This window comes from Ferdinandcohnia salidurans (assembly GCF_042680725.1).
GTDB lineage: Bacteria > Bacillota > Bacilli > Bacillales > Bacillaceae_L > Ferdinandcohnia > Ferdinandcohnia salidurans.
Genome location: NZ_JBHUEK010000004.1, coordinates 14,606 through 33,350, shown reverse-complemented (window position 1 = coordinate 33,350; position 18,745 = coordinate 14,606). Strand labels below are relative to the sequence as shown.

Below are 18,745 nucleotides of genomic sequence, written 5' to 3'. Positions count from 1 at the left end.
CTAATATAAGCAGGATTTTTTTACGTTTATACTGTTAAAGCTAATGCTTTCTTCGGATAATCTGTGATGATTGCAGAGCAACCAAATTCAATAAATTGTTTCATCTTTTTCTCATCATTTATTGTAAAAGGACGTACAGCAATCCCATTCAGCTTTGATTCTTCAACTATTTCCTTACTTATCGTCTGGTGATATGGATGAATTCCGTTCGTCTTAAGACGCTTTGCATAATCCCACGGCTCATAAAGACCTTCCATATACAAAATAGCGAGATCAATGGTACTTGAAATGCGTCTGCACTTAACTAAGCTATAATGATTAAAACTTGATATAACAATCCGATTTTCCAGACCATAGTCACTAATCATCTTCAAGGTCTTCTCTTCTATGTCCTTATACGACACTAACCCTGTCTTAAATTCGACATTTATTAGCAGCTGGTTTGATTTTGCCCAATCAAATACCTCTTCTAATGTCGGAATTTCACAAAAACCATACTTATCTTTAAACTTGTAGCTCACATCCATTTTTTTGATTTGTTTTAATGTATAATCTTTAACCCAGCCCTTATTTTTTCCATTCGTAGTACGTTTAACGGTTTCATCATGGATAACCACAATGACTCCATCCTTTGTCATTTGAATATCTAACTCAATTCCATCTGCGCCAACCCTGGCCGCTTCTTTAAAAGAAATCATTGTATTTTCCGGGTGTGTTCCGGCAGAACCTCTATGACCAAAAATTTTCGTTTTCATCATTGATATTCTCCTTTTTTTGGTATACTTCCATTATAGAGTAATTTTAGTAAAGGGAGAACCAAATATGAGACCATTGCAAATTTCTGCTGAAACAGCAATCCGCCTATCAAAAGCCCTAAATGTCCCGATTGAGCAAATCATGCATATGCCTCAACATATTCTTGTACAAAAGATGATAGAGCTGGAGAAAGCCGAAAAAGAAGAAAAATAAGAAAAACACCGTTCCCACTTGGAAACGGTGTTTTTCTATCATATAACAAATAATAAGTTCAATTGTAGTTACTCCTTACCCTCTCAAGACGCTTTGTGCTCAAGACGGAGCTTATCTGCCACCATTGCGATAAATTCTGAGTTTGTAGGCTTTGCTTTTGACATACTTACTGTATAACCAAAAAGATTAGAGATAGAATCGATATTGCCTCGACTCCATGCAACTTCAATTGCATGACGAATTGCCCGCTCAACACGGCTTGCAGTTGTATTGAATTTCTTTGCAATATCAGGATAAAGTACCTTTGTAATTGATCCTAATAATTCAATATCATTGTATACCATTGAGATTGCTTCTCTTAGGTAAAGATATCCTTTAATATGCGCAGGGACCCCAATTTCGTGAATAATACTTGTAATGCTCGCATCTAAATTTTTCGGACCATTTTCTGTACGAACAACATTATTTCCCGAATTTCGTTTAATAATCGGTGCAGTCTTTCCGCTTACTTGACGAATTCGACTTGCAAGGTTTTCCATATCGAATGGCTTGAGAATAAAATACGCAGCACCTAAATCGACAGCTTTTTTCGTCACATCCTCTTGACCAAATGCAGTTAACATGATGACATATGGCTGTTTTTCAAGATTTAATTCACGAAGTCTCTCTAATACTGCTAAGCCATCTAGATGAGGCATAATAATATCTAAAACGAGAACGTCTGGTTGTTTATCCTGAAGCATGTTTAGGCAATCTTGACCGTTATACGCAACACCTAATACTTCGATATCGTCTTGGCTCGATAAATATTCATCAAGTAAATTAACCAGTTCTCTATTATCATCAACCACACAAACTTTAATTTTTTTCACTCTATTTCCTCCTCAAGCTTAAATCCAGAAAATTTGTATATATTCTTATTCTAAAGAAAGAATTCGACAATGCAATAAGAATTCCTTTAATTTTTTAAAAAAATAGGAAAACTTTATTGAAAAATAAATTATTCTCCATTATACTGAAGTATTCGACTAAAAACGCCAATATTTATTGATGAAATTTGGGTTTTGTCGAAAAATCTTTAGACCCTTTTATTATATAAGCTCAATTAAAATTTGGCGATATCTTTTATAGAATTGAACAAAAAAAGGCAAGCATTAGCTCGCCTTTTTTTGTTCTTTTTTATAAATATCAATTCCCGCCTCACTTAGCATCCACTCGATATGGACACCATATCCGCTTGTTGGGTCATTTACAAATACATGTGTAACGGCTCCTATTAGTTTACCGTCTTGAATAATTGGACTACCGCTCATACCTTGAACGATACCACCTGTTTTTTCTAAAAGGCGTTTATCCGTTATTTTAACAACCATTCCTTTTGTTGCAGGAATTTTTTGAGGAACTGCACTCACAATTTCAATATCAAATTCCTCAACTTTATCATCTTCAACAACTGTTAAAATTTTCGCAGGTCCTGGTTTTACTTGGTGTGAAAGTGCGATTGGCAACGGCTTATCCATAATGCCGTTATTCACTTGTTTATTTAACTCACCAAAAATGCCAAATGGACTGTTACGTTTAATGTTCCCTATAATTTCTTTATCTGCTGAAAAACGTGCAAGCTTTTCACCTGGATCACCATTACTTCCTTTTTCAATTGAGGTAACAGTAGATCTAACAATTTGGCCATCCGATACGACAATCGGCTCTTTAGTATCCATATCTGAGATAACATGTCCTAATGCCCCGTACTTCTTCGTCTCCGGATGGTAGAAGGTCATAGTCCCTATACCCGCAGCAGAATCCCGTATATAAAGACCGATTCGATAAGCTTGATCGTTCTTATCCTTAAGTGGCATGAGCTTTGCCTTTATATCTTCATTGTCGCGAACAATTACCAGGTTTAACGGTTCTCCTGTCTTACCCGATTCTTGAACAAATGGTCCAACATCACTCATTTTTTCGATTTTCTTACCGTTAATTTCTTTAATAATGTCGCCAACCTCTACTCCAGCGATCTCGCCTGGGGACTTTTTCCCATCTTCTGTTTCGATTTGGTGATGTCCCACAACCAAAACACCTAGTGTATTTAGCTTCACACCAATTGACTGTCCTCCAGGAATAACCTTAAAATCAGATAAAACATTTACATTAACCTTTTTTACTGGAATACCAGCTAATTCAACCATCATCTCACCTTCACCGCTTTCATTTGCAGCAACTGAGATTTGTTTGTTCTCCACCGCTGATGAAAAGGCAAAATTGGCATCATGAGTAGTTGTTGTGACTGGTAGTGACGATTGGACTGTAAAATCTTGGCCTTCAAACAGAGTAAGTTGTAATGGAATTTCTAAATATTCTTTTACCGGCTTGTAAAACCCTAAAGCCATTATTGAAACAAGGAGAAATGTACCGATTATATATCTAATTTTATCTATTTTCATTTATTTTTCACTCTCCTCGCTCCTATCCCACGCCATAAATCAAACCACTACTAGAAGTGGTGACTTACTTACTAAAAAGTTTTTATGGCTACATTCTATAATTTGGCCTTTCAAGGCCACATTTATAACCACTATGAGATTAAAAAAGCTACCCAATTTGGATAGCATTACAAATAAAAATTGCTTCTCATTTTGTATATCATAAAGACATTAGTGTTTTACCATCTGTCTTGCATGTTTGCTTTCCTTCGCAAGATTCAATAATTCCTGTGCATGTTCCTTTGTTAAATCCGTTATTTCGACCCCGGAGATCATTCGGCTTATTTCTTTAACTTTAGCATCCTCATCCAATGATGTTACGGATGTGATAGTTCTACCTTGTACGGTCTCCTTGGAAATAAACAAATGAGTATCTGCCATGGCCGCAACCTGAGGGAGATGGGATATACAAAGGACTTGGGAGCCTATTGAGATACCATGGATTTTTTCAGCGATAGCTTGTGCAACACGACCACTAACTCCCGTATCAACCTCATCAAAAATAATGGATGTAACACCTTGATGCTTCGAAAAGATTCCTTTAATGGCAAGCATAATTCTTGATAACTCTCCACCTGAGGCAATCTTCGTTAAAGGTTTAAGTGGTTCACCTGGATTTGTCGAAATATAAAATTCAATATCATCTTTCCCATTTGGAGTGAATTTAATAGTCGAATTCTCAAAAAAGTTGATATCAAATTTTGCTTTTTCCATATATAGCTCTTTTAATTCCTGTGTAATTTTATGAATTAGTTCTTTTGCCAATTTTTTTCGAAGGTTTGAGATATTATCGGCTTCAAGCTTCACATCCTCTAGTACTGACTCGAGCTCTTCCTTAATCTTACCGATATGTTGCTCACGATTTTGAATCGTGTCGACTTCATCCTCTATTTTTGCTGCATATTCGAGGATTTCCTCAACAGTTTGTCCATATTTTCGCTTTAATTGAGCAATTTCATTTAAACGACCTTCAATAAAGTCAAGTCTTGCAGGATCATATTCTAATTCGTCTAATTGAGTTCTGATTTTATAGGAGATTTCCTCTAATAAATAGAAGCTATTGGAGATGGTCTCATGGATATTTTTTAATTCTTTATCAATATCCATAATATCTTCTGCATGATTCATGGCTAAGCCAACCCAGTCAAGGCCTTTTTGGTCACCATGAAGAGCATTATAACTATTTTGTAAGGCTTTGAAGATTTTTTCGTAATTTGAAATCTTTCTTCTTTCCTCGGTTAGTTCCACATCTTCATTCGGCTGCAAATTTGCATTGCCGATTTCATTTAATTGAAATTGAATTAAATCAAGTCGATGGGCCATTTCTTGTTCATTTTCATTAAAGCTTTTTAACCGTTGTTTTACCTGTAAATAGCTCTTATACACCTCTTGATAGGCCTTTAAGGCTTGTTCAAGCAATTTTCCACCGTATTGATCAAGCATATGAATATGTTGTTCCTGATTCATTAAATCTTGGTGTTCATGCTGACCATGGATGTCGATTAATGTTCTTCCAAATTCACGAAGAATCGAAATGGTGACGAGTTTTCCGTTTATTCTACAGACACTTTTCCCCGATTTAGATATATCTCTTCGTAAAACAATCATTCCCTCGCTTATTTCAATTCCAAACTCTTCAGCTTTCGCATAACAAGGATGATTGTTATTATCGATCAAAAATAGCCCCTCTATTTCTGCTCGGTCTTCGCCATATCGTACAAATTCTACAGAGCCTCTTCCTCCTACCAATAAATGGACAGCATCAATAATGATGGACTTACCCGCTCCTGTTTCACCCGTTAGAACTGTCAATCCTTTTTCTAATGAAACCGAAAGGGACTCGATAATAGCAAAGTTCTTTATTGATAATTCTGCTAACAATTTCTACACCTCCTAATTCCACTCTCTCCCTTAGAGCATGTCTAGGAATCGATTTGAAACTGTTTCTGTTTGTTCTGGTGTTTTACAGATAATTAAGATGGTGTCATCGCCACAAATTGTACCTAAAATTTCTTCCCAATCTAAATGGTCGATTAACGCACCGATCGCATTTGCATTCCCTGGAAGAGTTTTCATCACAAGCATATGCCCCGCTGAATCGATTTTCACAAAAGCATCCATTAACGAACGTTTTAATTTTTGAAGTGGATTAAAACGTTGATCAGCAGGTAGACTATATTTATAACGACCATCAATCATTGGTACCTTTACCAAATGAAGTTCTTTAATATCGCGGGATACGGTCGCTTGTGTGATGTTATATCCCTCACTTTTTAGAATATCGACAATTTCATCTTGTGTTTCTATATCGTTGCTCGTGATGATTTCACGAATTTTTATATGCCTTTGCCCCTTATTCATCGTGACATCCTCTCTCTCAAAACTTTGTTTTATTACCTCCTATGTTAGCCGATTCTGACAGAATTGTACATTTTTTTTAATGATTTATCGGGTTTTCAATATGTCTAGGGTAATATCCATTCTTCACGAAGAAAGAGGACAGCACTACGGCCATCCCCTCTATTATTTATCATTCTTTAAATTTGCATGTGCACTTTGTACGATCTCCTGCTCAGATACAGGCAATTTGTTTTCACCTTTTTCGGCAGGACCATTCCAGCGCAAATGGAGTAAAAATTCGATATTTCCTTCTCCACCTGTGATTGGCGAATAGGACAAATTAATGCAGTCATACCCTTCCTTTAAGGAAAACTCAATGATATGCGTAAGGACCGCCTCATGGGTTTTCGGCTCACGTACGATCCCTTTTTTACCAACCTGCTCTTTACCTGCCTCAAATTGCGGTTTTACAAGCGCCACAACGTCACTGTTCGGCACAAGAAGCGTTTTTAAAACAGGCAGAATTAAACGCAAAGAGATAAACGAAACATCGATTGTCGCGAACTCTGGTAGCCCGCTTTGTAGGTCTGCTGGCGTTACATAACGAAAATTAGTTCGTTCCATAACGACAACACGTTCATCCTGTCTGAGTTTCCACGCAAGCTGATTATAGCCAACATCAAGGGCATATGATTTTTTGACTCCATTTTGGAGTGCACAATCCGTAAAACCACCGGTTGAGGAGCCTACATCAATCATAATTTTATCCTTGATGTTTAAATCAAAATCTTTAATGGCTTTTTCAAGCTTTAAACCACCTCTACTGACATAAGGAATGACATTCCCCTTCACAACAAGTGGTATATCAATTTCTACTTTTTCTCCCGGCTTATCAAGTCGTTCTTCATTTGAATAAACAAGACCAGCCATAATGGATCGTTTTGCTTTTTCTCGTGTTTCGATTAGACCGCGTTCAACTAACAAAACATCGAGTCTTTCTTTTTTTGTACCCATATCTACACTCTTTTCTGTTTCTTAGGTACGAGATTGTGTATGCGCTCAACCACATTCTCAGTTGTCATGCCAATTTCATGCAACAGGTCATTTACATTTCCATGCTCAATAAATTGGTCTGGAATGCCCATTCGGTCGATTGATGCATGTTGATATCCATGTTCTTGTGCAAATTCGAGAACAGCACTTCCAAATCCACCCATTACTACTGACTCCTCAATAGTTAACACCGGGAGGCTTGACCCTAAGATTTGGTGCATCATATCATTATCGAGTGGTTTGATAAAACGGGCATTGACCACTCTTACAGATATATCTTCTTTTTCAAGTCGCTCTGCTGCTTCTAAGGCCATTGAAATCGTAGTACCAAAGGTTAGAATGACAGCATCTGTACCAGTTTTTATAATTTCCCATGTACCGATTGGAATAACCTTAAGCTCTTCATCCATTTCGACTCCAAGTCCATTTCCTCTTGCATACCTTAAAGCGATCGGACCATCATCATATTGAATCGCCGTATTCACCATGTGCTGACCTTCATTTTCATCCTTCGGCATCATTAGGACCATATTTGGAATATGTCTTAAGAAAGGAATATCGAACACACCTTGATGTGTTTCTCCATCTGCCCCTACTAAACCTGAGCGGTCAATTCCAATGAACACATTTAAATTTTGGCGACATATGTCATGCACAACCTGATCATAAGCTCTTTGCAAGAATGTCGAATAAATAGCTAAGAAAGGTTTCATATTTTGCGTGGCCAGGCCAGCAGCCATCGTAGTTGCATGCTGTTCTGCAATTCCCACGTCGAACATTCTGTCAGGGAATTCTTTTGCAAACTTTTCAAGTTTTGAACCTACTGGCATTGCAGGTGTTATTGCAACAATTCGATTATCATTTTTTGCTAGCTTTCGGACCGTTTCACTAATAACAGCACTCCATGCTGGAGGTGGATTTACAGGCTTAACGAAATCCCCTGTCTCGATTTTATAAGGACCTGTTCCATGCCATGTACCAATCTTATCTGTTTCCGCAGGGGTGTAACCCTTCCCTTTTTTGGTAATCACATGAACCAACACTGGCCCTTTTGTTTTCTTTGCATATTCAAGTGTCTCAAATAAATCCTCATAATTATGTCCATCAATTGGCCCTAGGTAGGTGAATCCTAGTTCCTCAAAGAAAACTCCAGACACAAGTAAATATTTAAGGCTGTCCTTGATACGCTCAGCAGTTGAAGCAAGCTTGCCACCTACAGCTGGAATCTTTTTGAGTAAATACTCAAGCTCATCTTTTACCCAGTTGTATTTACCCGCTGTACGTAGCCTTGCGAGAACATTATGAAGTGCACCAACATTTGGTGCAATCGACATCTCATTATCGTTTAATATGACAATCATATCTTTCTTTTCATGGCCGATATGATTTAATGCTTCTAATGCCATTCCACCTGTTAAGGCACCATCACCAATGATCGGAACGACAAATTCCTTAGTTCCTTTAATATCTCGTGCAGCAGCCATTCCCATAGCTGCGGAAAGACTGGTTGAGCTATGTCCAGTTTCCCAAACGTCGTGTTCACTTTCAATCCGTTTCGGAAACCCACATAGCCCTTTATATTGTCGCAATGTATCAAATTCACAAGCCCGACCTGTCAAAATTTTATGTACATAGGACTGATGCCCAACGTCCCAAATGAATTTATCCTTTGGGCTATCAAATTCCTTATGTAAAGCGATTGTTAATTCAACAACCCCAAGATTAGGTCCAATATGTCCACCTGTCTTGGAAAGCTTTTCGATTAAAAATTGACGGATATCCTGACTAAGATTATTTAATTCATCTATAGACATATTTTTTAGGAACTTAGGGTCTTTAATACTTAGAAGATCCAAAGGATTCACTCACTTTCATTTACTATGTAATACATTTTCAAGAATGTATTTTAATGATCTCTGGATGCGATTAGATTACACATATAGTCTAGTATATCATGTTTCATATCAACACTATATAAAAACCGCCTTGCTTCATCTACATGAAAGGTTAATTTCTCCTTTGCACCCTCAAGAGTTAATAATGCAGGATACGTATTCTTATGATTACCAGTATCACTGCCGACCGGTTTCCCTAGTTTAACTTCTGTACCTTCAATATCTAAAATATCATCTCGAATTTGAAAGGCTAAACCTAAATGATGCGCAAATTGCGTAAGCTTATCAAGCTGTTCACTAGTAGCATCTGCAAGAATCGCGCCTGCAATCACACTATATGCTAATAATTTTCCTGTTTTATGGCGGTGAATGTATTCTAATTCATCCAGGTTCAAGACTTTACCTTCTCCTTCCATATCCGCCACCTGTCCTCCAACCATACCTTCCGGACCAGAGGCCTTTGCTAATTCAGTAACAAGCAACAGCTTTTTTTCAGGGGATAATTCAGCACTAATGAATTCAGTAATTACCTGAAAGCTATATGTCAATAGTGCATCACCCGCTAAGATTGCTACTGCCTCTCCAAACACCTTATGATTGGTAGGTTTTCCCCTACGAAGATCATCATCATCCATACTTGGTAAGTCATCATGAATAAGGGAATACGTGTGAATCATTTCAATAGCACACGCAGTCGGTAATCCGATTGCTTCATCTTTTCCAAAAGAACGAAGTGTACCAAGGAGTAATAAAGGGCGGATCCGTTTCCCACCCGCTTCAAGAGAGTAGTGCATCGCTTCCTTTATTATTTTTGGGGCTGATAGGCTAGAAATATACTTTGGAAGCTGTTCTTCAATATTATTTTTTTGTACACCTAAAAATTGTGTTATCTCAGTTGGATTCATGTTCATTCTTCCTCCTGAATCGAAAACGGTTCAAGTTCACCGTCTTCACGTAAGATTTGCTCCATTTGCTTTTCAACATGTTGGAGCTTGTCATGACAAAGCTTTGAAAGCTTCATGCCTTCTTGGAAATAAGTGATTGCTTTTTCTAAAGGGACATCTCCTTCTTCAAGATGCCCGACAATTTGCTCGAGTTTCTCCATTGCTTCCTCAAAGGATAATACCTTTTCTTCACTCATCTATTGTCTCTCCTCTATTTCAATTACTTCACAGTCAAGATGACCATCCGACAGCTTAACCTTGATTTTATTCCCCTGTTCAACTTGCTGTACACTTTTGACTAATTGTTCTTCCTGATCATATACAAGGCTATACCCACGATCCATGATTTTTAACGGACTAAGTGCCTCTAGCTTCGATACTTGGGACGAAAAAGCAAATTGCTTTCGTTTCAAAATTTGTGTAAATTCTTTTAAAAGCATCTTTGTATTAAGTTCCTGCTTTTGTTTGGCACGAATTAGCTTTTCACTTGGATGGTTATGCTGCAATCGTAAGCTAAGCTTTTGAAATGCTTCTTGCTTACGAGATATTACCATAGCCCCTTCTCTTTCTAAACGGTCTACCAAACGGTCTAGTTGTTGTTGCTTTTGATCATAAAGATTTTTCGGAAATCGAAAAGCATAGGATTTTTTCAATGTATCTAAGCGTTTTGAATCACGTACGAGTTTTTCTTTCATAGCACGCAGTAGACGTGTATGTCTAACAAGTAAGCGTTCTGACAGCTCGGCCATATGTGGCACAGCTAATTCAGCAGCTCCTGTTGGTGTAGGTGCACGTAGATCTGCCACAAAATCAGCGATCGTAATATCTGTCTCATGTCCCACTGCAGAAATAATGGGCACCTTCGACTGAAAAATCGCTCTTGCCACGATTTCTTCATTAAATGCCCAAAGTTCTTCAATTGAGCCACCACCACGGCCAACAATTAACACATCAATTTTTCCAAATTCATTCGCTTTTTCGATGGCTTTAACGACTGATGGCCCCGCATTCACCCCTTGGACAAGCGCAGGAAAGACAATAATTTTTGCGATTGGATATCTACGTCTAATCGTTGTAATTATATCGCGAATCGCAGCTCCTGTTGGTGATGTAACAATCCCAATATAATGTGGTATCTTAGGTATTGGCTTTTTAAAGTTTTGCGAGAAAAGTCCTTCTGCTTCAAGTCGTTTTTTCATTTCCTCGTAGGCTAAGTATAAATTTCCTATCCCGTCTGGCTGCATTTCTTTTACATAGATCTGATAGTTTCCATTTGATTCAAATACTGTAACCTCGCCGCGAAGCAAAACTTTCATCCCATTTTCAGGAGTAAATTTTAAATCTCGGTTGTAGCCAGCAAACATCACAGCTTGAATTCGTGCTGATTGATCTTTTATTGTAAAATACATATGTCCGCGACTATGTGCCTTAAAATTCGAGATTTCTCCCTTCACCCAAATATCCTGAAGATGAGGGTCCGCATCAAATTTACGTTTAATATATTTTGTTAAAGCTGTTACGGTTAGATATCGATTCTGTTCCATTCCTACCAATCCCTACTTCCTAGAAAGAAGGGCGAAATTTTTTGCAGACTGAACCGTATTATGAAGAAGCATTGTAATGGTCATAGGACCTACTCCACCTGGTACCGGTGTAAGATAGCTTGCTTTCTCTTTTGCTTCGTCAAAAACAACGTCCCCTACAAGCTTACCAGTTGATTCAAGACGGTTTACACCAACATCAATCACAACTGCACCTTCTTTAATATAATCTCCAGGAATAAAGTTAGCCTTTCCGACAGCAGCAACTAAAATATCCGCCTGAAGGGTCATTTCTTTCAAATTTTTAGTCCTTGAATGACAATACGTTACTGTAGCATTCTCTTTAAGGAAGAGTTGTCCAACTGGTTTTCCGACAATATTACTTCTGCCAACAACCACAACATGCTTACCTTCGATTGATATTTGTTTAGATTTAACCATTTCAACAATTCCAAAAGGTGTACATGGTAAGAAAGCATCTTGTCCAGTCATCATGCGACCAATGTTAATCGGATGAAAACCGTCCACATCTTTTTCGGGTGAAATTCTTTCGATAACTGCCGTTTCATTAATCGTATTTGGTAATGGTAACTGAACAAGAATACCATGGATAGAAGGATCCTGGTTTAAGCGGTCAATTTCACTAAGTAAAAATTCTTCCGTAATGGTATCTGGATATTCTAGCATCAAGGAGTAAATGCCAGTTTCCTTACATGCTTTATCCTTTCCTTTTACATAGGATCTTGAAGCTGGGTCATTACCAACTAATAATACAGCTAATCCAGGAACAATACCGTCTTGTGATAAATTCTTTACCTCTTCTGCAATTTCATTACGCTTTGTTTGTGCTAATTCTTTCCCACTAATAATCTCTGCCGACATTTTTCCAACTCTCCCTTATGTACACATTGAATTCTTTTATGGACTACAGCGATATTCTACTTTACTAATGTATCTTTTATTTTCGATAGAATAGCATTAATAAAACGACTCGAGCTATCATCACCAAATTCTTTAGCAAGTTCAATTGCCTCGTCAATACTTACCTTAACAGGAATCTCCTCTATAAATTTCATTTCATAGACAGCGATGCGTAAAATCGAACGGTCTACATTTGCAAGTCTTTCAAGATTCCATTTTTCTAGATGCTCTCGCAATAAAGAATCAATTTCTTCTTTATGCTTGATAACTCCATGTACAATCTGTTCTAAGAAAGGATCTGAAGTCTCATCTTCAAGTACACTTTCAATCGCTTCATTTGGGTCACTCTGGCTTACATCAACTTGGAATAACGATTGCATAGCCTTTTGTCGTGCTGTACGTCTTTTCATACGATTTATTTCTCCTTTATATATAGTAAAACTTTTGTCCCACTATCAGTTGCATACTAATAACATGATAATATCATAAAATAATTTTAAAATAAAAACCAACTCTTTATTGTGAGGTAAAAATAAAAAAGTCTGATAGCGTTTGCCATCAGACTAACTATTGCTTACATCTCTTCTTCTACTTCGGCTTCAGGTTTTTGCGTTTCAAATAATACACCAACAACATGGATGTTTACCTCATTCGCATCTAAAGCTGTCATATTCAATAAAGCCTGGCGTACATTGTCTTGAATTTGACGAGCAACATTCGGAATAGAAACGCCAAAGTTCATTACACAGTACACATCCACAATAATTCCGGTTTCTGTTAGCTCAACTTTAACACCTTTTCCGTGGTTCTTCTTTCCAAGTTTCTCAACCACTCCAGAAGCAAAGTTCCCTCTCATTTGTGCGACTCCTTCAACTTCTGAAGAAGCAATACCTGCAATAACTTCAATTACTTCTGGTGCAATTTCAACCTTACCCAGACCGTTACTGCCTTGATCCATTTCTAAAATATTCGTTTCCGCTGCCATCAGCAAGCACCTCCTATTTAACTTTATTCAGCCCATCACTTCTATATGTGGTGGTTCAATACTGCATTAGTAATCAATTCAGATGGAGGTTCAAATCCCATCTGAATAAAGTTAAGCCTCCGGCGGATGCCACGATTTTTCAAAGGTAATTTTTCGAGCAAACTCGAAAAAAATCGGGCGCAAATACGCCGCCAAGGCGTATTTGATCGTACTACTTCATAACCTCATATAATTCAAGAAATTTTGTGTTGAAGTCTCCACCTACAAATTTTTCATGATTCATAAGCTTAAGGTGGAAAGGAATTGTAGTGTGTACACCCTCAATTACAAATTCACTTAGAGCACGCTTCATTCTTGCGACTGCTTCTTCCCGAGTTGCCCCATATGTAATGAGCTTCGCAATCATCGAATCATAATATGGAGGTATTGAATAACCAGGATATGCAGCAGAGTCTACCCTTACTCCTAGACCACCAGGTGGCAAATACATTTCAATTTTGCCTGGCGAAGGCATGAAATTCTTCTCTGGGTTCTCTGCATTGATTCGGCATTCAATGGCCCAACCATTAAATGTTACATCACTTTGAGTGAGTGAAAGCTCTTTTCCTGATGCAACACGAATTTGTTCTTTAATTAAGTCTACACCTGTCACCATTTCAGTAACGGGATGCTCAACTTGAATTCTTGTATTCATTTCCATGAAATAGAATTGATCATTGACATGGTCATAAATAAATTCAATTGTACCAGCACCTGAGTAGTCAACAGCTTTTGCTGCTTTAACGGCAGCATCACCCATTTTTTGTCTTGTAGCCTCACTTAGAGCAGGAGATGGAGTTTCCTCAACTAGCTTTTGTAAACGTCGTTGAATGGAGCAATCTCTCTCTCCTAAATGTATCACATTTCCGTGGTTGTCGGCCATTACTTGAATCTCAACGTGGCGGAAATCTTGAATATATTTTTCAATATAGACACCAGGATTTCCAAAAGCAGTAGCAGCTTCCTGTTGAGTGATGTTGATTCCCTTAATAAGTTCCTCTTCATCCTTCGCAACACGGATTCCTTTTCCGCCTCCACCAGCAGTCGCTTTAATAATGACTGGGTAACCCATATCATTTGCCAGCGCGATTGCTTCACCTGAATCTTTAATGATTCCTTGGGAACCAGGCACAATCGGTACACCTGCTTCTCTCATCGTTTCACGGGCAACATCCTTTGTACCCATTTTATTAATGGCTTCAGGGCTTGGACCAATGAAAGTTAGATTTACTTCGCGACAAAGCTCCGCAAAGTCTGCATTCTCAGCTAAGAACCCATAACCTGGGTGAATCCCTTCACTTTCAGTAAGCTTTGCAACGCTAATAATATTTGTAAAGTTTAAATAGCTATCCTTTGAAGATTTCGGACCAATACAATAGGCCTCATCTGCCAGTTGAACGTGAAGAGATTCCCGGTCCGCCTCAGAGAAAACAGCTACCGTTTCAATTCCGAGCTCTTTACAGGCACGAATTATACGAACCGCAATTTCACCACGGTTTGCTATTAGTATTTTTTTTAACATGAGGGTCGCTCCTTACTTATTTGAACAATCATACTATGCTTTTACTAGGAATAATGGTTGACCATACTCCACAAGCTGACCATTCTCAACCAATATTTCAACGATTTCTCCATTTACTTCTGCTTCGATTTCGTTAAATAACTTCATCGCTTCGACGATACAAACGACTGAATCTTCTTTAACTTTATCACCTTTTTGTACATATGCACCTGCATCTGGAGATGGAGATGCATAGAAAGTACCAACCATCGGTGAAACAATTTTATGTAGGTTTTCATCAACTGCAGGTGCTGCTGTAACAGGTTCAGCCGGCTGTGCCTGCGGTTGTACAGGTTGTGCTTGTGCTGCAGGCTGAGCTACTTCACTAACAACCGGAGCAACCGGCTGTGCTTGCACCTTGCTTTCTACAATGGTTTGTACAGTTGTTTCTTTACTTTTCTTCATTTTAATTTTTGAGCCTTCACTCTCAAAAGTAAACTCGTCAATATTTGAATGATCAACTAACTTAATAAGTTCACGTAATTCTTGAATTTTAAACATCCATTACACTCCTTGTGATTAAATCGAAATATAAAACTATAAATTGGTGTCAACATTTTATTGCTAGTATTAGTACCACATACTAACATGATACGATACTTAAAACCCTCTTTTCAATATATTGCGGAGATTTTTTCACGAAAACGTTTTTATTGATTTCCCATCTTCTCATCTATTTTACCAAAAAGAAAAGAAAGTACAGCATTTTAGCCGTACTTTCTTTTACCTTTTATTTTTCTTTTTCACCAGTTAATTCAAACTCTACTGCAACATTTTGGAGTTCGCCTAACTCGCTGCGAACAAGTCGTAGAATCTCATTAGCTTGTTGCTTTGAGCTTTCCTTAGATTTAACTGTAATCTTAATCTTGTCACCTTCTACGCGAACTAAAGCATCCTCGTAGTTATTTCCTTTGATAAGCATCTCGATAATCTTTTCTTTTGATTCAATATCTTCTAGCTTCTTTAACTCATCGTATGCTTTAAGCTTTTGATCTGCTGTTAGTTCTGTTGAAGCCGCTTGAGCTTCTAAATTACTTCTTATTTTACTGCGGTGCTCATCAATTTCTAAGCGTAATGCAGCAAACATATCATCACTAGAAACAGAAGAAATCACATTACCATCTTCATCTTCCTCGACAGTTACACTTGCACCGTCTTTATTTTCAGTAGATGTTTCCACATTTTCATTTTCTTTTTCATTATCCTTCTGTTCATCCTGCTCCATCGCAACATCGTTAGGATTGTTTTCAGGAGTCGTAATATAATAGACTGATAACACTACTACTAGACTTAACATTGTTAATAACCATACAGTTTGTTTTTTCAATAACATTTTATGAATCCCCCTTCGTTTTCCTTGGTACAACTGCTACCTTATGATTTGGTACATCAAAACCTTTTGTCACAGCCTCTACTACCATTTGTTTTATTTTTGCATTCTCAACACCTTTAGCAACGATTAAAACACTTCGTATTTCAGGCTTTTCAATCTTCAAGACGATTGGTGTTTCAGAATCCCCGCTGCGGATGATGACAACTTGTTCATCTTTTGTAATATCCTCAACTTGTCTTTTTCCACCGTCCCTATCTTCCTCATTTGTGATTTGACTTTGGGTAACGGTGTTTTTTTCAAGTATTTTTGATTCAGTAGCATCTACACTTACTGAGACAATGACATCCTCTACTCCAGCAATTGCTTCAAGTGCTTCTTTGAGCTCGTTTTCATAACGATCTTCATATTTTGCAATTGCTGTTGTTAGTTCATCTTTCTGTCCTCCAAATGTTGGCTCATCCTTTGCACTTACTTCTGAAGAAGTAGCTGGTAAAACAGAAGAAGATGTTGGTTTGTCATCTGAAAATAGATTACTAATTAACATAAAGGCTATCCCAACTGCTAATAAAAGTAAGAAATATTGGTTTTTCTTGTTTCCCTTTTTATCTGGTGGATCATCCTTGGACCCGGAGAACATTCCTTTGATTTTGTTCAAGATTCCTTTGTCCTTATCCATCTACGACTCTTTCCCCCCTTCCACAGTGACTACAATTTTTTCGGAGTCAATTTCCCATCTGGAAGCTAATGTTTTTGTGATTGCTTTAACATTGTTTTGATCTACTTTTTTATACACTGGCTCATTCTGTTTGGAGGTATCAATCTCAACTGCTTTTACTACTGCTACATCATCAGGTTCGGCTGTCTCATTTGATAGCACCACCTCAATTGACTGAATGTCATCCAACATTTCATCCAAAGTAACAATCTCTTTACTGTCTGCTGCACTTGAAAGGGATACATTTACTTTTTGAACAGTTAAATCATATTCGTTTTGCACCAACTCCTCTTCCACTTCAGATTCCAATTGGACAGCCATTGTTTCTAAAATATATGCACGTTGTGAGGCTTGTATTTCTTTTTTCTTCAAATCTATTAAATTTTCTAGATTTTTTTCACTTTGAACTGGTTTTAAATTCATATTTAACAAGGCCTGGTCCAAATCAGATTTAAAAAGTGAGAACAGAGGAGTTAAGATAATTAGGATTAACAAAAGCCCTGTTACCATTTTTACGTATTTTTGCATACTTGAACCCGGCAGAAGCATGTCCACAATTGTCGCGAGTAAAATGAATAAAATAATATTCGTAATCCATTCGGCAATAAAACTCAGTGTCCTCACCTCCTTGGCCTTTTGTCTAGCTCCAGGCGCCATCGTCTCGAGGTCATAAGCCAATTGCTTCGGAAGGTAAAATACACCTTCTGTCAGCCCTCGTCTTATGCTTGTCGCCGATAATCGGGCACCTTGCGCCTTTTTATCTAACCATCAATGTCAGGTTTCCAGCTGCAATAATAACCGTGATACTTAGGAAAAACATAAGTGACACGATCGCTAATGCTGCAAAGATATAAACGACACTTTTACTAATGATATCTAAACAAGCAATGACCGGTCCCCCGCCAAGTGGCTGCAGAAGTGCAGCTGCAAGCTTATAAATAATGGCTAAGGACAGCACCTTAATCGCAGGGAATGCTGCAATTAGCAGGAGAATAACGACCCCAAAAATACCAACTGTGTTTTTCAGAATGACCGAAGCACTAATCACAGTATCAGTGGCATCCGTAAACATCCGGCCAATGACCGGAATAAAATTTCCGGTAATAAATTTTGCCGTCCGAATTGTTATTCCGTCTGCAACCGCCGTTGTCGTTCCCTGCACTGAGATAACACCTAAGAAAATTGTCAGGAAAACCCCGATGATGCCAATACTCACATTTCGTAGTAACTGTGCAAGCTGCGTTACCTTGTAATGTTCACTTAACGTACTTACAATGCTTAGTAAGGCTGACATAAACAACAAAGGTAAAACGATATATTGAATCAAAAGCCCGCTGGTATTCATTAAAAATAAGATCAGTGGGTGGAAAAATGCTGCTGATGCAATTCCACCTGATGATGCCACTAACGCAAGCAATAATGGAACAAGTGCTAGTATAAAATTGATCATCGTCTCGATGGCTTCCTCTGTGTACATGATGGCAACCCTGAAGCTATTTAGTGCAATGATGATTAACACCATGTAAACAATTGCATAAGCCACTTTACTAACGGCACTCTTCTCAAATGAATTTTGCAATGTTTGTAAAAACATACTAAAGATCGTAAGCATGATTAGTGTGCTAAGAAGTTTTCCATTTGCTATCAATTCATGGAACACGAACTTGACGAGTCCAAGCATCCATTCCTTCAATGAAAGCTCCTTCTCGCCCTGAATGAATTCTAGTAAACTACCCTTTTGACTTTCAGGTAAATAACCTCCATAATCCGTAACAATTTCATCCCAAAATTGTTTTATTTCGTCGATGCCAAGGGTTTCTAGTTGTTCCTCAACCTGTTCATGAATTTGGTTTTCGATGATGTCTTGCTGCGAGGGTGAGGCTTGTACAATATGTGGTAAAGAAAAAAAGAAAAGAAATAGAGCTAGAATAGATAAGGTTTTACTACCGGTCAATGCCAACCACCC

General features: G+C 37.9%; 20 protein-coding genes. 1 reads left to right on the top strand and 19 read right to left on the bottom strand.

Features of this window, described 5'->3' with window-relative positions; all coding sequences use genetic code 11:
- Positions 1-26: 26 nt before the first annotated feature.
- A complete protein-coding gene (locus ACFSFW_RS00540) occupies positions 27-755 on the bottom strand; it encodes a glycerophosphodiester phosphodiesterase (protein WP_388034419.1) in 729 nt (242 codons plus the stop codon).
- A gap of 67 nt (positions 756-822) precedes the next feature.
- On the opposite strand from ACFSFW_RS00540, the gene ACFSFW_RS00535 reads away from it, so the two are divergent.
- Complete coding sequence (locus ACFSFW_RS00535; RefSeq protein ID WP_388034417.1) at positions 823-969, top strand: YycC family protein; 147 nt, start codon at positions 823-825, stop codon at positions 967-969.
- Positions 970-1,052: 83 nt separating this feature from the next.
- On the opposite strand, the gene spo0A is transcribed toward ACFSFW_RS00535, so the two are convergent.
- The 18 genes from spo0A to spoIIIAE form a co-directional block, all read right to left on the bottom strand.
- Entirely contained in the window at positions 1,053-1,841 is a 789-nt protein-coding gene (gene spo0A / locus ACFSFW_RS00530; protein WP_099360660.1) for a sporulation transcription factor Spo0A, read from the bottom strand.
- Positions 1,842-2,123: 282 nt separating this feature from the next.
- Positions 2,124-3,413, bottom strand: a complete 1,290-nt coding sequence (gene spoIVB / locus ACFSFW_RS00525) for a SpoIVB peptidase (protein ID WP_388034415.1) — start codon at positions 3,411-3,413, stop codon at positions 2,124-2,126.
- Between the two features lie 210 nt (positions 3,414-3,623).
- Positions 3,624-5,333 (bottom strand): DNA repair protein RecN, encoded by a 1,710-nt coding sequence (gene recN / locus ACFSFW_RS00520; protein ID WP_388034413.1) that lies wholly within the window; start codon positions 5,331-5,333, stop codon positions 3,624-3,626.
- A 30-nt stretch (positions 5,334-5,363) separates the two neighbouring features.
- A complete protein-coding gene (gene ahrC, locus ACFSFW_RS00515; protein ID WP_099351844.1) occupies positions 5,364-5,813 on the bottom strand; it encodes a transcriptional regulator AhrC/ArgR in 450 nt (149 codons plus the stop codon).
- A gap of 162 nt (positions 5,814-5,975) precedes the next feature.
- Entirely contained in the window at positions 5,976-6,806 is an 831-nt protein-coding gene (locus ACFSFW_RS00510; RefSeq protein WP_099360663.1) for a TlyA family RNA methyltransferase, read from the bottom strand.
- 2 nt (positions 6,807-6,808) lie between these two features.
- The gene (gene dxs, locus ACFSFW_RS00505) at positions 6,809-8,701 is read right to left on the bottom strand and encodes a 1-deoxy-D-xylulose-5-phosphate synthase (protein ID WP_388034410.1); all 1,893 of its coding nucleotides are present in this window, start codon (positions 8,699-8,701) and stop codon (positions 6,809-6,811) included.
- 50 nt (positions 8,702-8,751) lie between these two features.
- Positions 8,752-9,645, bottom strand: coding sequence for a polyprenyl synthetase family protein (locus ACFSFW_RS00500; protein ID WP_388034408.1), 894 nt, complete (start codon positions 9,643-9,645; stop codon positions 8,752-8,754).
- Between the two features lie 2 nt (positions 9,646-9,647).
- The gene (locus ACFSFW_RS00495) at positions 9,648-9,881 is read right to left on the bottom strand and encodes an exodeoxyribonuclease VII small subunit (protein WP_099351847.1); all 234 of its coding nucleotides are present in this window, start codon (positions 9,879-9,881) and stop codon (positions 9,648-9,650) included.
- Positions 9,882-11,228 (bottom strand): exodeoxyribonuclease VII large subunit, encoded by a 1,347-nt coding sequence (gene xseA / locus ACFSFW_RS00490; protein ID WP_304218477.1) that lies wholly within the window; start codon positions 11,226-11,228, stop codon positions 9,882-9,884. It abuts the gene before it with no gap.
- 12 nt (positions 11,229-11,240) lie between these two features.
- Positions 11,241-12,107 (bottom strand): bifunctional methylenetetrahydrofolate dehydrogenase/methenyltetrahydrofolate cyclohydrolase FolD, encoded by an 867-nt coding sequence (folD, locus tag ACFSFW_RS00485; protein ID WP_304218479.1) that lies wholly within the window; start codon positions 12,105-12,107, stop codon positions 11,241-11,243.
- A gap of 56 nt (positions 12,108-12,163) precedes the next feature.
- Complete coding sequence (gene nusB, locus ACFSFW_RS00480; RefSeq protein WP_304218481.1) at positions 12,164-12,556, bottom strand: transcription antitermination factor NusB; 393 nt, start codon at positions 12,554-12,556, stop codon at positions 12,164-12,166.
- A gap of 164 nt (positions 12,557-12,720) precedes the next feature.
- Positions 12,721-13,131 (bottom strand): Asp23/Gls24 family envelope stress response protein, encoded by a 411-nt coding sequence (locus tag ACFSFW_RS00475; RefSeq protein ID WP_304218483.1) that lies wholly within the window; start codon positions 13,129-13,131, stop codon positions 12,721-12,723.
- 211 nt (positions 13,132-13,342) lie between these two features.
- Positions 13,343-14,692 (bottom strand): acetyl-CoA carboxylase biotin carboxylase subunit, encoded by a 1,350-nt coding sequence (gene accC / locus ACFSFW_RS00470; protein WP_304218485.1) that lies wholly within the window; start codon positions 14,690-14,692, stop codon positions 13,343-13,345.
- 33 nt (positions 14,693-14,725) lie between these two features.
- Entirely contained in the window at positions 14,726-15,232 is a 507-nt protein-coding gene (accB, locus tag ACFSFW_RS00465) for an acetyl-CoA carboxylase biotin carboxyl carrier protein (protein WP_304218487.1), read from the bottom strand.
- 229 nt (positions 15,233-15,461) lie between these two features.
- Positions 15,462-16,064 (bottom strand): SpoIIIAH-like family protein, encoded by a 603-nt coding sequence (locus ACFSFW_RS00460; RefSeq protein ID WP_099360673.1) that lies wholly within the window; start codon positions 16,062-16,064, stop codon positions 15,462-15,464.
- Between the two features lies 1 nt (position 16,065).
- Positions 16,066-16,740 carry a stage III sporulation protein AG gene (gene spoIIIAG / locus ACFSFW_RS00455; RefSeq protein WP_304218490.1) on the bottom strand — a complete coding sequence of 225 codons (675 nt, stop codon included), beginning with the start codon at positions 16,738-16,740 and terminating at the stop codon, positions 16,066-16,068.
- A complete protein-coding gene (gene spoIIIAF, locus ACFSFW_RS00450; RefSeq protein ID WP_388034403.1) occupies positions 16,741-17,403 on the bottom strand; it encodes a stage III sporulation protein AF in 663 nt (220 codons plus the stop codon).
- A 133-nt stretch (positions 17,404-17,536) separates the two neighbouring features.
- Positions 17,537-18,733, bottom strand: a complete 1,197-nt coding sequence (spoIIIAE, locus tag ACFSFW_RS00445) for a stage III sporulation protein AE (RefSeq protein ID WP_388034401.1) — start codon at positions 18,731-18,733, stop codon at positions 17,537-17,539.
- Positions 18,734-18,745 lie beyond the last annotated feature (12 nt).

Excerpts from the sequence above, each read along its gene's own strand:
- ACFSFW_RS00540 (WP_388034419.1), bottom strand. The coding sequence starts at position 755 with ATGAAAACGAAAATTTTTGGTCATAGAGGTTCTGCCGGAACACACCCG.
- ACFSFW_RS00535 (WP_388034417.1), top strand. The coding sequence starts at position 823 with ATGAGACCATTGCAAATTTCTGCTGAAACAGCAATCCGCCTATCAAAA.
- spoIVB (WP_388034415.1), bottom strand. The coding sequence starts at position 3,413 with ATGAAAATAGATAAAATTAGATATATAATCGGTACATTTCTCCTTGTT.
- ahrC (WP_099351844.1), bottom strand. The coding sequence starts at position 5,813 with ATGAATAAGGGGCAAAGGCATATAAAAATTCGTGAAATCATCACGAGC.
- ACFSFW_RS00510 (WP_099360663.1), bottom strand. The coding sequence starts at position 6,806 with ATGGGTACAAAAAAAGAAAGACTCGATGTTTTGTTAGTTGAACGCGGT.
- ACFSFW_RS00500 (WP_388034408.1), bottom strand. The coding sequence starts at position 9,645 with ATGAATCCAACTGAGATAACACAATTTTTAGGTGTACAAAAAAATAAT.
- ACFSFW_RS00495 (WP_099351847.1), bottom strand. The coding sequence starts at position 9,881 with ATGAGTGAAGAAAAGGTATTATCCTTTGAGGAAGCAATGGAGAAACTC.
- xseA (WP_304218477.1), bottom strand. The coding sequence starts at position 11,228 with ATGGAACAGAATCGATATCTAACCGTAACAGCTTTAACAAAATATATT.
- folD (WP_304218479.1), bottom strand. The coding sequence starts at position 12,107 with ATGTCGGCAGAGATTATTAGTGGGAAAGAATTAGCACAAACAAAGCGT.
- nusB (WP_304218481.1), bottom strand. The coding sequence starts at position 12,556 with ATGAAAAGACGTACAGCACGACAAAAGGCTATGCAATCGTTATTCCAA.
- ACFSFW_RS00475 (WP_304218483.1), bottom strand. The coding sequence starts at position 13,131 with ATGGCAGCGGAAACGAATATTTTAGAAATGGATCAAGGCAGTAACGGT.
- accC (WP_304218485.1), bottom strand. The coding sequence starts at position 14,692 with ATGTTAAAAAAAATACTAATAGCAAACCGTGGTGAAATTGCGGTTCGT.
- accB (WP_304218487.1), bottom strand. The coding sequence starts at position 15,232 with ATGTTTAAAATTCAAGAATTACGTGAACTTATTAAGTTAGTTGATCAT.
- ACFSFW_RS00460 (WP_099360673.1), bottom strand. The coding sequence starts at position 16,064 with ATGTTATTGAAAAAACAAACTGTATGGTTATTAACAATGTTAAGTCTA.
- spoIIIAG (WP_304218490.1), bottom strand. The coding sequence starts at position 16,740 with ATGGATAAGGACAAAGGAATCTTGAACAAAATCAAAGGAATGTTCTCC.